The sequence below is a fragment of the Dyella sp. 333MFSha genome (genome assembly GCF_900102405.1).
Classification (GTDB): Bacteria; Pseudomonadota; Gammaproteobacteria; order Xanthomonadales; family Rhodanobacteraceae; genus Luteibacter; species Luteibacter mycovicinus.
On the sequence record NZ_FNBR01000002.1, the window covers coordinates 64,064 to 77,228 of the forward strand.

General features: G+C 63.9%; 15 protein-coding genes. 3 read left to right on the plus strand and 12 right to left on the minus strand.

Translation table 11 applies throughout. From position 1 onward, the window contains the following. The first annotated feature begins 188 nt into the window (after window positions 1–188). Window positions 189–809, plus strand: a complete 621-nt coding sequence (locus BLT40_RS07580; RefSeq protein WP_090352568.1) for a nucleotidyltransferase domain-containing protein — start codon at window positions 189–191, stop codon at window positions 807–809. Next, on the plus strand, window positions 757–1,203 hold the full coding sequence (locus BLT40_RS07585; RefSeq protein ID WP_090352569.1) for a hypothetical protein: 447 nt from the start codon (window positions 757–759) through the stop codon (window positions 1,201–1,203). The genes BLT40_RS07580 and BLT40_RS07585 overlap by 53 nt, the downstream gene beginning before the upstream one ends. Here BLT40_RS07585 and BLT40_RS07590 read toward each other — a convergent pair. Genes BLT40_RS07590 through BLT40_RS07605 form a run of 4 tightly spaced genes read right to left on the minus strand, consistent with a single transcriptional unit; the run spans window position 1,192 to window position 5,243 of the window. Beyond that, window positions 1,192–2,067, minus strand: coding sequence for an arginase family protein (locus BLT40_RS07590; RefSeq protein WP_090352570.1), 876 nt, complete (start codon window positions 2,065–2,067; stop codon window positions 1,192–1,194). The genes BLT40_RS07585 and BLT40_RS07590 overlap by 12 nt on opposite strands. Beyond that, complete coding sequence (locus tag BLT40_RS07595) at window positions 2,045–3,109, minus strand: GNAT family N-acetyltransferase (protein WP_036110918.1); 1,065 nt, start codon at window positions 3,107–3,109, stop codon at window positions 2,045–2,047. The genes BLT40_RS07590 and BLT40_RS07595 overlap by 23 nt, the downstream gene beginning before the upstream one ends. A 17-nt stretch (window positions 3,110–3,126) precedes the next feature. Continuing rightward, a complete protein-coding gene (locus BLT40_RS07600; RefSeq protein WP_043695487.1) occupies window positions 3,127–4,530 on the minus strand; it encodes an aspartate aminotransferase family protein in 1,404 nt (467 codons plus the stop codon). Next, on the minus strand, window positions 4,527–5,243 hold the full coding sequence (locus tag BLT40_RS07605) for an MtnX-like HAD-IB family phosphatase (protein ID WP_090352571.1): 717 nt from the start codon (window positions 5,241–5,243) through the stop codon (window positions 4,527–4,529). The genes BLT40_RS07600 and BLT40_RS07605 overlap by 4 nt, the downstream gene beginning before the upstream one ends. A 133-nt stretch (window positions 5,244–5,376) precedes the next feature. Here BLT40_RS07605 and BLT40_RS07610 point away from each other — a divergent pair, with 133 nt between their 5' ends. Next, the gene (locus BLT40_RS07610) at window positions 5,377–6,141 is read left to right on the plus strand and encodes a MipA/OmpV family protein (RefSeq protein WP_090352572.1); all 765 of its coding nucleotides are present in this window, start codon (window positions 5,377–5,379) and stop codon (window positions 6,139–6,141) included. Window positions 6,142–6,151: 10 nt separating this feature from the next. Here BLT40_RS07610 and BLT40_RS07615 read toward each other — a convergent pair whose 3' ends face one another. The 8 genes from BLT40_RS07615 to sufB form a co-directional block, all read right to left on the minus strand. Beyond that, window positions 6,152–6,931 (minus strand): CPBP family intramembrane glutamic endopeptidase, encoded by a 780-nt coding sequence (locus BLT40_RS07615; RefSeq protein ID WP_036110914.1) that lies wholly within the window; start codon window positions 6,929–6,931, stop codon window positions 6,152–6,154. A 94-nt stretch (window positions 6,932–7,025) separates the two neighbouring features. Further along, window positions 7,026–7,340 (minus strand): non-heme iron oxygenase ferredoxin subunit, encoded by a 315-nt coding sequence (locus BLT40_RS07620; RefSeq protein WP_036110912.1) that lies wholly within the window; start codon window positions 7,338–7,340, stop codon window positions 7,026–7,028. Then, window positions 7,337–7,867: a GNAT family N-acetyltransferase gene (locus tag BLT40_RS07625; RefSeq protein WP_090352573.1), complete on the minus strand. Its 531-nt coding sequence runs from the start codon at window positions 7,865–7,867 to the stop codon at window positions 7,337–7,339. The genes BLT40_RS07620 and BLT40_RS07625 overlap by 4 nt, the downstream gene beginning before the upstream one ends. 32 nt (window positions 7,868–7,899) lie before the next feature. Further along, on the minus strand, window positions 7,900–9,147 hold the full coding sequence (locus BLT40_RS07630; RefSeq protein WP_090352574.1) for an aminotransferase class V-fold PLP-dependent enzyme: 1,248 nt from the start codon (window positions 9,145–9,147) through the stop codon (window positions 7,900–7,902). An 18-nt stretch (window positions 9,148–9,165) separates the two neighbouring features. Continuing rightward, complete coding sequence (gene sufD / locus BLT40_RS07635; protein ID WP_090352575.1) at window positions 9,166–10,491, minus strand: Fe-S cluster assembly protein SufD; 1,326 nt, start codon at window positions 10,489–10,491, stop codon at window positions 9,166–9,168. Then, entirely contained in the window at window positions 10,488–11,273 is a 786-nt protein-coding gene (sufC, locus tag BLT40_RS07640) for a Fe-S cluster assembly ATPase SufC (protein WP_043698219.1), read from the minus strand. Before sufC ends, sufD begins: the two co-directional genes overlap by 4 nt. A 20-nt stretch (window positions 11,274–11,293) precedes the next feature. Beyond that, window positions 11,294–11,701, minus strand: coding sequence for an ACT domain-containing protein (locus tag BLT40_RS07645; protein ID WP_036110905.1), 408 nt, complete (start codon window positions 11,699–11,701; stop codon window positions 11,294–11,296). A 2-nt stretch (window positions 11,702–11,703) separates the two neighbouring features. Beyond that, on the minus strand, window positions 11,704–13,164 hold the full coding sequence (gene sufB, locus BLT40_RS07650; protein ID WP_090353805.1) for a Fe-S cluster assembly protein SufB: 1,461 nt from the start codon (window positions 13,162–13,164) through the stop codon (window positions 11,704–11,706). Window position 13,165 lies beyond the last annotated feature (1 nt).

Below are 13,165 nucleotides of genomic sequence, written 5' to 3' on the forward strand. Positions count from 1 at the left end.
ACCTGTGCCGGAAAATCAACTCTCTCGAAGTCGCACTGGACGTCGTCACCGTCGTCGCCCGCCCCGCTCCGCAATGAACTATCCAACTCATTCGCAGCCGGCGCGCTCGATACGTGCTGGCGCCTCTTCGGACCGAATGACTGCCGAGATGTAGCCACTCCCGCTACATTCGTAGCACCATTGGCTACATGAATGCCGCACTCAATGCCCTGTTCGACGGCCAGCGCCAGAAAGCGCTCGGTTGGCTCCTGCTAAACCCCGATTGCGACGTCCACGTGCGAGACCTCGCGCGCCGGACAGGGGCGCACGCGGGCTCCCTGCACAGGGAGCTCGCCAGCCTTGCATCGGCCGGTCTGATCACAAGGACGCTCGTCGGAAACCAGGTGCGTTATCAAGCGAACCGGGCGTTTCCGATTTTCAACGAACTCGCTTCGATTTTTCGCAAAACATCCGGACTGTGTGGTGTATTGCGCGAGGCATTGCTGCCACTTGAGGAACGAGTCGACACAGCATTCGTGTATGGGTCTATGGCCAAAGGCACCGCGACCTTGACCAGCGACGTCGATCTGTTTGTCATCGGCCAGCTCGCGTTCTCCGAACTCCTCGTTGCCCTTCATCCCTATCAGGCAAGCCTCCAGCGCGAAATCAATCCCTGCCTCTACAGCCGTGACGAGTACACGCGGAAGCTCTCGTTACGCGATGCATTCATTCAGGACGTCATCGCCCAACCGAAGATTTTCATAACAGGTAGCGACGATGACCTTGGACAACCTGGTGGTCATAGGGAGACTCGTCCCTGTTCACTCTGACAGGGACGCCATAAACCGACTTTTAATCGCGGCTGAGCGCAATCTTGTCGATGCCGTGAACCCTCAGATCTGCGCGGACACACGCTTCGATGTCGCCTACAAGGCATTCATGCAGTGTGCGATCGCAGCGCTTGCGGCAAACGGGTATCGAACTGCCCATAGCCAGCCGGGACATCACCAAACGGCCATTCAGTCTCTCGGAAAGACGCTTGACACTGACAGCAGCCTCATCGTTCTTCTCGATGCATTCCGCAAGAAACGAAATCTGAGTGACTACTCGGGCGATCCCATTGAGGAAACTACCGCCGACGAATGCACCAATGTCGCTCGCACCCTGCTTACGAAAACGCGTATCGGAATCGAGGAAATCCTTTGCAAGCGATCATGCCGGTGAGAACGAGGGACACATCGCTGCAAGGATCCTCAGATTCAACGCATGCTGCTGCGCCTGCCACACCGCCAGCCTTCCGGCGTCGATTTCATCCTGACCATCCATGGCGCTGAGCGTGCGCTTCCACCAGCTCCGGTACCGATAGCGCGAGATCTCGCCGGTCACGTCGCTGGCTATGACGCGCCCGCGCACCACCCGGATGATGGCCTCGCCTCCCGCTTCGCTGAGCGTGCCCTGGTCCCAGTTCGTCATGGCGACATCGGGCGCATACGCATCCTTGTCGATCGACAGATACACAGGCTCGCTGCTGCTCGCCTGCATTTTTACGAACGCGTCGACCATGCCTTCGCTGGTAAGGAATGAACGAAAACGCGCACCGAGCCCGAGCTTCAGCGCCCAGCTGGTGTCCACGCCCGTCGACCAGTACGTCAGCTTGCCGGCACGCAGTGGCCCGAGGTAGTTCTCCCAGGCATGTCCGCGTCCGATATCGCCCGACGTGATGCCGATCACATGGACATGGCTGACCCGCCGCATCATCGCGACGCGGCGTACCCAGGATCCGCAGTGGACACCGAACGGAAAACGCATGTTGTCCGGATGGTTGTCGAGCACGACGACCTGAAAACTTTCCTTACCGGGGACGCGCTCGACCAGCGGCCAGGTCAGATGATGGAAATCGCCGCTGCCCATGAAGACCGTGCCGTGCTCACGCGGGAGGGTTTCCACCAGGTCGGCTGAGAAGCGACGAAGGCTGGATACCGAACAGCCAAAGCGGATCGGCTCTTCCCACTCCCTCAGCGGAAGCACGAGGCGACCCGGCAATGCGCCGACCGACCCATCGAGGTCAAGTACGATGGGCGTCCGCATCGGAGGCCTCCCATACGCTGTCGGATTCGAAACGATGGGCGAAACGCCGAAGCACGGCGCGCAGCAGCGGATGACGGATGTACACGGCATGCCGGGTCAGGTGGAAACGCGCACCCAACGACGCCTTGACCGCGGGATCCGTCCAGCCGGCGACATAGAACCGGAGGCCGCGCGCCAAGGCGAATTCGAGATTGACGAACCAGCTGACGAAGTACAGATCGAACTCACGCGCCTGGGGGTACGCGAAGCCTACGTACTTGTCGAGCAACTTGCCATCGTGTTCGTAGCAGAGGTTCCAGCCGATGAGCCGGCCGTCGACGCGGTAGGTGAACACCTGCCCGCCCGGATCGCGCAGCACGGCGGCAAAGAAATCGCGTGACAGCTTGTCGAAGTGGACTTCGCTCTGCGCGTGGACGTTTTCGAACAGCGCATAGTACCCGTCGACGATCTCGTCCGAAGCGAAGGCATCGCCGGTGGGGATCACAGCGATGTCGAGTTTGTCGCGCGAACGAAGCTTGCGACGGAGATTCTTTCGCCGCGACGCGGAGAGCCGGCCGAGGTATTCGTCGACCGAGCCGAAGTCGATGGGCACATAGGCCAGCGCCTGCCCCTCGACGATGATGTAACCGCGATCGCGCGCGGCATCGACGAAGCGCGCGGTCCAGGCACGATCGCGCACGCTGGTCAGCGGCGAATCCACCGCGAGGTCCTTCACGATCAGCAGCGGATGGCTGGCACCGAACGAGCGCGCCCACGATGCGGCCACCGCGGCAGGGTCGTTGCATGCATCGAACAGCGAATATTCGGAGACCGTCGTACCCGCAAAGCAGGTACGCGGCGTCAGCAGACGCTTCAGCAGCGACTGAAACGGAAAACTGGCCACACGCCGGCGAAGCTCGTCGTCGGCGGTGGTCAGCAGGTCGAACGGAGCCACGAAAAGTGGCGAACCATCCACCGCACGGGTCGGGGTGAACCCGTGCGGTGGATGGCGTTCAAAATGCCCGAGCAAGGCATCCGGCTCGAGCTGGTTCACGAACGCCATCGCGTGGCTGCCGGGTATCAGCCGCGCTTGGCCAGCGTGAGGCACTGGTCGAGCAACGCGATAGCGAGGTCGATTTCTTCGTGGCTGATGTCGAGCGACGGGGCGAACGTGATTACGTTCTTGTACCAGCCACCGACATCGAGCACGAGACCGATCTTCTTGCCTTCGTGAGTGAGACCGCCGGCTAGGCCGATGTCGACCATGCGGTCGAGCAGCGCCTTGTTCGGCGTGAAACCGTCGTCCGTGCAGATCTCGGCGCGCAGTGCGAGGCCGAGGCCGTCGACGTCGCCGATCTCCTTGTGACGCTTCTGCAGGTCGCGCAGGCCGTCTAGGAAGTGCTTGCCCTTCTCGGCGACGCGGGTACCGTAGTCGAGCTCATAGCCCATCTTGATCACTTCCAGACCCAGCGCGGTACCGAGCGGGTTGGAGTTGAACGTCGAGTGCGTCGAGCCCGGCGGGAAGATCTCGGGGTTGATCAGCTCTTCGCGCGCCCAGATGCCGGACAGCGGATTGAGGCCGTTGGTCAGCGCCTTGCCGAAGACCAGCACGTCGGGGTTGACGCCGAAATGCTCGATCGACCACAGCTTGCCCGTGCGCCAGAAACCCATCTGGATTTCGTCGACGACCATCAGGATGCCGTACTTGTCGAGCACTTTCTTCAGATCGATGAAGAAGTTCTTCGGCGGGATGACGTAACCGCCGGTGCCCTGGATCGGCTCGACGTAGAACGCGGCGTATTCGGCCTCGCCCACCTTCGGATCCCACACGCCGTTGTATTCGGTTTCGAACAGGCGCTCGAACTGGCGTACGCACGCATCGGAATATTCTTCCGGCGTCATGCCCTTCGGGCGACGGAACGGGTACGGGAACGGGATGAACTGCGCGCGCTCGCCGAAGTGACCGAAGCGACGACGGTACCGGTAGCTGGAGGTGATCGACGAAGCGCCGAGCGTGCGACCGTGGTAACCGCCTTCGAAGGCGAACATCAGGCTCTTGCCGCCGCGCGCGTTACGCACGAGCTTCAGCGAGTCTTCGACCGCCTGCGCGCCACCCACGTTGAAGTGGCAACGACCGTCGAGCCCGAATTTCTGCCTGGCGTCGACGGCGATGGTCTTGGCGAGCTCGATCTTGCCCTGGTGGAGGTACTGGCTGGCCACCTGCGGCAGCAGGTCGATCTGCGCCTTCAGTGTGTCGTTCAGGCGCTTGTTGCCGTAGCCGAAGTTGACGGCCGAATACCACATCTGCAGATCGAGGAACGGAATGTTCTCGCTGTCGTAGATGTAGCTGCCTTCCGCGTGACGGAAGATCTTCGGCGGATCCACGTAGTGCACGGTGTCACCGAACGAGCAGTACTTCGCTTCGTCGGCCAGCAGGGTCGCGTCGTCGATGACGAGCTGCGGGTTCTTGGAAAGGATGTTCATGCAGGCAGTTCCTGGGAGCTCGTCGCGTGAAGGGGAATGACGGTCTGTGCCGGCAGACGGCCGGCAAGCAGTTCGGGAAGCAGTTCGCGCGCCTCGTCGAAACTGGCGATAGGCGCATACGGGATACCGGCGGCGCGGCAGTGTTCGATCAGGCGATTCTTGGCAAAGACGAAGTCGACGCGATCGGCGGCGCAGAAGTCGGATGCGCCGTCGCCGATGAGCAAAGTCTTGCCGCCACGTGCATTCGCCGCTTCGACGCGTGCGCACTTGCAGGTACCCGCACGGCAACCGGAAACGCTGAACGGCGAGGTGAGGCTCCAGTCGCGCGGACCGCTCTGCAGCAGATGGTTGGCGACGGTCGGCAGCGTGTCGATGCCGTGATTGGCCAGGATCGCGTGGATCGCATGGTCCAGGCCGTCGCTGACGATTTCCATCGGAACGCCGTACTCGATGGTGGCCCTCACGAAGGACGCGAAGCCATGGTCGATGTGAAGACCGTTCAGATGACGGGCGAGCTCGTCACGACTCATGTCGAGCAGCGCGACCTGCCCCGCCATACAAACAGCGGATCCGATGACGCCGGCGCGCCAGTCGCGTTCGAGAATCTCCCAGCCCGGACGGCCGTACCGGTCCAGTAGGGAGTCGATCACGTCCTCGACGGCAATCGTTCCGTCGAAGTCACAGAGGATGTTCCAGGAGGAAGGGCTCGACACGTGGATGGGCCGGTGATCAGGTTGCAGCGCAGGCTAATCGCACATCCTTTCGAAGCCCTTTCCCGGGCGCAAAGCATGCCGTAAGGTGTCGGCCGATACCCTGCGCACGTCCACCGCGGAACGGCATTCCCCCATGCGTCGAATCTGTCTCACCCTCCTCGTCACGTTGCTGGCGGCCGCTTCCGCGCATGCGCAGGACGACGACGGCCCGACCTACGCCTTCGGCGCGGGCGTTCAGCGCATGCCCGCGTGGATGGGCTCAAAAGACCGACGCAACCAGCCGATTCCGTACATCGACATCGATTTGCCTGGCAAGGGCGAGCTTTCGACCGCCGATGGCCTGACCATCGATCTGCTGGCCGGCGAGCACTGGCATGCCGGGATCTATGGGAACTGGCTATGGGGACGTACGCATGACGATCTCGGTCCGCTCGGCGGTAAGGTCGCCTCGCTGTCCCCGCGATTCCAGGGCGGCGGATACCTCGAATACGCGTTCGACAAACACTTCAGCGTCGGCGGGCATGTCGCGCACGACACCGATGGTGCCGGCGCTTATGTCGCGCTGTATGCCGACTACCAGCTACCGGATGTCTGGTACATCCAGCACTCGGTCGAACTGCAGGTCGAAGGCATGAACGGGCCGGCGATGCGACGATTCTTCGGTGTCACGCCCTCCGAAGCGGCCGGCATCGGCACGCGATCGTGGCGTCCCGGGGCCGGCGGGCAGTCGGCCAACCTGGAGTACGACGCCTTCATTCCGACGTCGAAACAGACGGGTTTCGCACTGGCGATATCGTATGGACGGCTATTTGGCGATGCGGCGGCGAGTCCGCTGGTGAAGTCGTACGGATCGCCTCGTCAGGTCACCGAAACGCTGGCGTTCGTGTATCACTTCTGAGCCTTCAGGCTCATGCCGGATCCGCGTTGAAATCTTCGCGCTCGATCTGTGTCGGGATGGCGAACAACACACCGAACATGACCAGGTGCGCGCCTGCGGAAAGGAGTGCCGACCAGCCCGGTGCCAACGTCTCGTACGGCAGGATGTCGCCCACCAGCACATAGGCAAGATTCCAGCCCCAGTGCACGCCGACCGCGAGCCAGAGCGAGCCCGTGCGGGCCACGGCCATCGCATAGGCCAGACCGAAACAGATCAGACGCAGCCATTCGACCGGCCCCTGATCGAGGGTGTACAGGTGATTGAGCGTCTGCAGCAGCGTGGATGCAAGGACGAAAACCCACGGCGTCCACGCCATACGCAGCGCACGGAACAGAAACCCGCGGGTGAGGATGTCGCCAGCCAGCGCCGGCACGAACGTCGCCACGAGCGCCCAGGGAATCGATGACAGGAACGACACGGCGGCTACGGCGGGCGCCTGCGGTGCCCTGGCCGCATAGACGTTCAGCGCCATGCCGACACAGACGGCGAGGTACTTGGTGAGCAGCGCCAACGCCAGTCCACCGACCAGGAGCACCGGTGCGGTCCGGCGCCATTCCAGCGCATACGCGTCATATCCGCGGAACCCCAGCCAGCGGCCGAGCGGCCACGCCGCCAGCACCACGCCCACCGTGAAGGCGGCCTGGACCGGTAAGCTGCCGAGCAGGCGCGCGCCGATGCCTTCAGCGCCCTGGTACAGAACGAACAGGAGCGCGAACGCGATCGCGGCACGCCGACGTTCGTTGAGTGACATGGACCCCCCGCATGATCGGTGACGCAGGGCGGAAGCTTAGGGCCGGAAAGCGTTGCGCGCCATAGTCTTTTTGGTTTGCCCTTACGCGTCTCGCTCAGCGGTCGTCGCGGGTCCAGATGGCTTCGTCGGCTTCCGTGACCGGGAAGACGGTGACCGGCTCGTACGCCGGCGGGCAGGTCACCTCGCCGGTGCGCACGTCGAAACGGGCTCCATGGCGAATGCATTCGACCTCGAAGCCGATGACGGGGCCGCCGGCGAGCTCCCCGCCGTCGTGCGTACATACGTCCTCGATGGCATAGAGCTGGCCGTCGATGTTGTACACGGCGATGGCCGTATCGCCGTCCCAGACGACCTTGTGTTCACCCGGCAACAGCTCGGAGCGGGAGCCGACGCGTACCCAGCCGTTCATGCGCGAAGCTCCTTCACCAGGTATTCGAAACGGAGGTCGTCGCGCTGCGGGAGGCCGAAGCGCTCGTCGCCATAGGGGAAGGGCCTGGTCTTGCCGGTACGCACGTAGCCACGTCGCTCGTACCAGGCGATGAGCTCGGCACGGATGTCGATCACGGTCATTTCGATCCGCTCACTGGCCCATTCGTCGCGGGCGAAATGCTCGACTTCTTCGATGACCAGACGGCCGATGCCGGTGCCCTGCGCCGGCGGGTGCACCGAGAACATGCCGAAATAGCAGACCGGGCCCTGGCGCTCGATGTAGCAGGAGGCAAGGACCTGCTCAGCGCGCTCGAACAGCACGAAGCGGCCGTTGGAACCGGTGAGCAGCGCCTCGATCTCGGTCACGTCCGTACGGCGGCCGTGAAGGAAATCGGCTTCGGTGGTCCACCCCGCGCGGCTGGCTTCGCCGCGATAGGCGGACTCGACCAGCGAGGCGATCAGGGCCGCGTCGGCGGGGGTGGCGGTGCGGAAGGTATGGGAGATCATCGCGGGATTGTAATCGCGCGCGGGGCGCGCTCCTACATCAGGAGCTTGCGGACCCTGGCGATCGCCTCGATAAAGCCATCCACTTCCGCCTTCGTGTTGTAGAAAGCCAGCGACGCACGCAACGTGGCCGGCACGCCGAAGAAGTGCATCAGTGGGTGAGCGCAGTGGTGACCTGAGCGCACGGCGACACCCTGCAGATCGAGCAACGTCGCCATGTCGTTGGCATGCGCCCCTTCGATCAGGAAGGAGATGACCGGTTCCTTTTCCTTCGCGTTGCCGAAGATCCGCACGCCTGGCACGGTTTCCAGTGCGTCGACGGCATAGGCCAGCAAGTCCTGCTCATAGGCCTTCAGACGGTCGAAGCCGATGTTCTCGATGTACTCGATAGCTGCCGCCACGCCGGCAAAGCCCGCGATATTCGGCGTGCCCGCTTCGAAGCGGTGCGGCGGGTCGGCGAACACCGTGCCTTCGAAGCGCACCTCGCGGATCATCTCGCCACCGCCGAAAAACGGCGGCATCGCCATCAGGTGCTCGCGCTTCGCCCACAGCGCGCCGGTGCCGGTGGGCGCCAGCATCTTGTGGCCGGTAACCGCGTAGAAATCGCAGCCCAGCGCCTGCACGTCGATCGGACGATGCGGTGCCGCCTGCGAGCCGTCGACCAGCAGCGGGATGCCGCGCTTACGACATTCACGGGCGATCTCGCGGATCGGATTGACCGTGCCCAGCACGTTGGACACATGGGTGACGCAGGCCAGCTTCACCTCGGGGGTGAGCAGGTCGAAAAACTTCTCGAGGATGAGCTCGCCGCTGGCATCGATCGGCGCGGCCTTCACCGTCGCCCCGGTGCGCTCGGCGACCAGCTGCCACGGCACGATGTTGGCGTGATGCTCCATCACCGTGGTGACGATGGCGTCGCCCGGCTTCATGCGCGGCATGGCGTAGCTGTACGCCACCAGGTTGATCGCCTGCGTGGTGCCCGAGGTCAGGATGACTTCGTCGCGCGACGGCGCATTGATGAAACGTGCGAGTGCGTCGCGTGCCGCCTCGTAAGACGCCGTGGCTTCCTCGCCCAGGGCGTGCACGGAGCGCGACACATTGGCGTTGTGCTCGCGATAGTGACGATCGACCGCCTCGATCACCGACACCGGCTTCTGCCCGGTGTTGGCGTTGTCGAAATAGATCAGCGGCTTGCCGTGGACGGTGCGCGACAGCAGCGGGAAGTCGGCGCGGATGCGCTCGACGTCGAGCGGCAGAATGGCTGACTCGGGCTTGGCGTTCATGGCTGGCTCCGTACTTCGTTAGCCGGCGGACGGACCGGTCGGCAGATGCGCCACCAGCAGGTCGCCGAGGTGTTCGCGCAGGGCCTCGTTCGGCAGCGATTCCAGTGCCGCGCGGCAGAAAGCCAGCGTCAGCAGGCTGCGCGCCTGGGCGAGCGGGATACCGCGCGAACGGAGATAGAAAAGCGAGCGCTCGTCGAGCTGACCGATGGTCGCGCCATGCGCGGCCTTGACCTCGTCGGCGTAGATCTCGAGCTCCGGCTTGGTGTCGATCTCGGCCGAGCCCGAGAGCAGGAGGTTCTTGTTGCTGAGCGAGGCATCGCTGCCGTCTGCGCCTTCGGCGACGACGATGGCACCGCGGAATACGCCGCGCGAGCGACCGTTGGCGATACCGCGCCACAGGGCGTCCGACGCCGTATCGCGTGCGTTATGACGGACTTCCAGCTGAGTATCGATATGCTGGCGACCGTCGAGTGCGAACACACCGCGCGAATCGAAGCGTGCGTGGTCGCCCGCCAGTTCGGCCGTGAGTTCATGACGCACCAGAGCACCACCCACTTCCAGCGCATGGACGGTTGCGCTCGCGTTCGCTTCAAGACGGACGTGACCGCGACGTACGAGCGTGGTCGCCGTCGACGCCGCCTGCAGCAGCACCACACCGAGCCGCGCACCCTCACGAACGACGTAGTCGGCGACGACGGTGCCGAGCTGATTCGCTTCACCCGCCGAGACGAACTGCTCGACGATGTCGGCCCGGGAACCCTTCCCTGCCTCCACCAGCACGCGAACGTGCCAGGCCGTGTCGGGCTGACCGCCACTGCAAACATGGACGATATGCAGCGGTTTCGCCACGTCGATGCCGTCGGCGATCCGCAGCACCACGCCATCGGTGGCGAATGCGGCATTCAGATGCGCGAATGCGTCGGCCGCACCACGGCGGTAACGGCTGGCCAGCGCGAAGCGAAGCGGTTCCGGCTGCTCCTTTAGGGCGGCCGCCAGCGGCGCGAGCGATACACCGTCAACGCGGTCCAGAGCGGACAGGTCGGCACGGAAGACGCCGTCGACGAAGACGATGCGCGCACTGTCGACACCCGGCAGCGCAAACGACGCCGCATTGATGGCGACGTCGCGCGCCAACGCCGCGTCGGCGACGGCGAACGCACGCTGCGAAAGCGCACGCAACGGAGTGTACTTCCAGGCCTCGTTGCGCCCTTCCGGCAGACCGGCTTCGGCGAACGCCTGCAGGTTGTCGCGGCGCGCGGCGTCGAGCCACGCGATGCCGCTCTCAGGCAGCGCGCTGGCGGCATCTAGTGCCGCCCGCACGAACGGGGACGGCGCCTGGGTCATGCCGGCGCTCCGGTCAGGTCGACCTTGCGCAATTCCGGATGCGTGTCGGCGAGCCAGGCGTAGCCCTGCTCTTCCAGCTTCAGCGCGAGGTTCTTGTCGCCACTCTCGACGATGCGGCCACCGGCCAGCACGTGCACGAAGTCCGGCTCGATGTAGTCGAGCAGGCGCTGGTAGTGCGTCACGACGAGGAAGGAGCGATCCGGCGAACGCAGCGCATTGACGCCTTCGGCGACCTGCTTGAGCGCGTCGATGTCGAGACCCGAATCCGTTTCGTCGAGAATCGCCAGCTTCGGCTCGAGCACGGCCATCTGGAAGATCTCGTTGCGCTTCTTCTCGCCACCGGAGAAGCCTTCGTTGACCGCGCGGTGGAGCAGTTCGTCGGAGATCTGCATCACCTTCAGCTTCTCGCGCACCAGCTTGAGGAAGCGCATCGAATCCAGCTCATCCTCACCCCGGAACTTCCGCTGCGCATTGAGCGCGGCACGCAGGAAGTAAGTGTTGTTCACACCCGGGATCTCGACGGGATACTGGAACGCCAGGAACACACCGGTCGCGGCGCGCTCTTCCGGCTCCAGCGCCAGGAGGTCGACACCGTTGAACAGCACCGAGCCTGCGGTCACTTCGTAACCTTCGCGGCCGGCCAGCACGTTGCCGAGCGTGGATTTGCCCGCACCGTTCGGACCCATGATGGCGTGCACTTCGCCGGGCTTCACCTCGAGCGAAAGGCCTTTGAGGATCTCCTTGCCTTCGACGCGGGCATGGAGGTTGTCGATCTTGAGCATGTGCATGGCGTGGCTGTCCATCAGGGCGTGAGGTGCGAGAGCGCATCGAGCGCATCGTCGCGGCGTTCCCAGGGCACGAAGATATGATCGTGCAGGAACGCGGAAACCGGGTTGCAGGGAATGCCGCGCTTTGCCAGCGCGGCGGATACGGCGGCCATCATGCCGACCGCGGTGAGGCTGGACTGCACGCGCAGCGTGATCCGGGCCCAGAGCATGCGTTCGTTGCCCGCGCTGTCCTCGTCGACATCGACGATCAGCGTGGTGCCTTCGGCTTCGCGGAACATCATCAGGGCGTCGGCCATGCGCTCGCGCGCCTTCTCGTGCGAGACGTGAAGGAAGCGCTTGGGAATCGGGTCGATATCCGGATCCAGCGCGGCGAGCAGCGCGCGCAGATCGGTCAGGCCCGGAGCGGAACCGGCGATGCCCATCGTCAGCCCACCGCGCCTTCGAGGGAAACCTCGAGCAGCTTTTTGGCTTCCACGGCGAATTCCATCGGCAGTTCGCGGAAGACCTGCTTGCAGAAGCCGTCGACGATCATCGACACGGCATCTTCTTCGCCGATCCCGCGCGACAGGCAGTAGAACAGCTGGTCGTCCGAAATCTTCGAGGTGGTGGCCTCGTGCTCGACGATGGCCGAGGGATTCTTCACTTCCATGTACGGAAAAGTGTGCGCGCCGCACTGCTTGCCGATCAGCAGGGAATCGCACTGCGTGTAATTGCGCGCGCCGTCGGCACCTTTCTCGATCTTTACGAGGCCGCGGTAGCTGTTGGAACTGCGGCCCGCACTGATGCCCTTGGCGACGATCTTCGACTTGGTACCTTTGCCGATGTGAATCATCTTGGTACCGGTATCGGCCTGCTGGCGATGGTGCGTCAGCGCCACCGAGTAGAACTCGCCCACCGAACGGTCGCCGCGCAGCACGCAGCTCGGGTACTTCCAGGTGATCGCCGAGCCGGTTTCCACCTGGGTCCAGGAAATCTTGGAATCCGCGCCGCGGCAATCGCCGCGCTTGGTCACGAAGTTGTAGATACCGCCCACGCCGTTCTCGTCGCCGGGATACCAGTTCTGCACGGTGGAGTACTTGATCTGCGCGCGCTCGAGCGCGACCAGTTCGACCACCGCCGCATGCAGCTGGTTCTCGTCGCGCATGGGCGCGGTACAACCTTCGAGGTACGAGACATAGGCGTCGTCCTCGACCACGATCAGCGTGCGCTCGAACTGCCCGGTGTTGATCGCGTTGATGCGGAAGTACGTCGACAGCTCCATGGGGCAACGCACGCCCCTGGGAATGAAGACGAAACTGCCGTCGGAGAACACCGCGGAATTGAGCGCCGCGAAATAGTTGTCGGCCGTCGGCACCACGCTGCCCAGGTATTGGCGCACCAGGTCGCCGTGTTCGCGGATGGCTTCGGACATCGAGCAGAAGATCACACCGGCTTCGGCCAGTTCCTTGCGGAAGGTGGTGCCGACCGATACGGAATCGAAGACCGCATCCACGGCCACGCCGGCGAGCTTCGCCCGCTCATGCAACGGGACGCCGAGCTTCTCGTAGGTCTCGAGCAACTTCGGATCCACTTCGTCGAGCGACCTGGGGCCCGCCTTGGGCGCCGAGTAGTAGCTGACCGATTGGTAGTCGATCGGCGCGATGTCGAGCTTGGCCCATTCCGGCTCGGGCATGGTCAGCCAGTGCCGGTAAGCGGACAGCCGCCACTCGGTCATCCACTCCGGTTCGCCCTTGATCGCGGAGAGCTGACGGACGATGTCCTCGCTCAGGCCCGGCGGGAGGCTGTCGGATTCGATATCGGTGACGAAACCGGCTTCGTAGCGGCGGTTGAGCGCCTCCACGACTTCGGCGTTGTCGCGCACGGGGTCTGCCACGTCGCGTGTCATG

Coding starts and splice junctions, on each gene's coding strand:
- BLT40_RS07580 (WP_090352568.1), top strand. CDS start 189: ATGAATGCCGCACTCAATGCCCTGTTCGACGGCCAGCGCCAGAAAGCG.
- BLT40_RS07590 (WP_090352570.1), bottom strand. CDS start 2,067: ATGCGGACGCCCATCGTACTTGACCTCGATGGGTCGGTCGGCGCATTG.
- sufC (WP_043698219.1), bottom strand. CDS start 11,273: ATGCTCAAGATCGACAACCTCCATGCCCGCGTCGAAGGCAAGGAGATC.
- BLT40_RS07610 (WP_090352572.1), top strand. CDS start 5,377: ATGCGTCGAATCTGTCTCACCCTCCTCGTCACGTTGCTGGCGGCCGCT.
- BLT40_RS07645 (WP_036110905.1), bottom strand. CDS start 11,701: ATGGGCATCGCCGGTTCCGCTCCGGGCCTGACCGATCTGCGCGCGCTG.
- BLT40_RS07585 (WP_090352569.1), top strand. CDS start 757: ATGACCTTGGACAACCTGGTGGTCATAGGGAGACTCGTCCCTGTTCAC.
- BLT40_RS07595 (WP_036110918.1), bottom strand. CDS start 3,109: ATGGCGTTCGTGAACCAGCTCGAGCCGGATGCCTTGCTCGGGCATTTT.
- BLT40_RS07620 (WP_036110912.1), bottom strand. CDS start 7,340: ATGAACGGCTGGGTACGCGTCGGCTCCCGCTCCGAGCTGTTGCCGGGT.
- sufD (WP_090352575.1), bottom strand. CDS start 10,491: ATGACCCAGGCGCCGTCCCCGTTCGTGCGGGCGGCACTAGATGCCGCC.
- BLT40_RS07625 (WP_090352573.1), bottom strand. CDS start 7,867: ATGATCTCCCATACCTTCCGCACCGCCACCCCCGCCGACGCGGCCCTG.
- BLT40_RS07600 (WP_043695487.1), bottom strand. CDS start 4,530: ATGAACATCCTTTCCAAGAACCCGCAGCTCGTCATCGACGACGCGACC.
- sufB (WP_090353805.1), bottom strand. CDS start 13,164: ATGACACGCGACGTGGCAGACCCCGTGCGCGACAACGCCGAAGTCGTG.
- BLT40_RS07615 (WP_036110914.1), bottom strand. CDS start 6,931: ATGTCACTCAACGAACGTCGGCGTGCCGCGATCGCGTTCGCGCTCCTG.
- BLT40_RS07630 (WP_090352574.1), bottom strand. CDS start 9,147: ATGAACGCCAAGCCCGAGTCAGCCATTCTGCCGCTCGACGTCGAGCGC.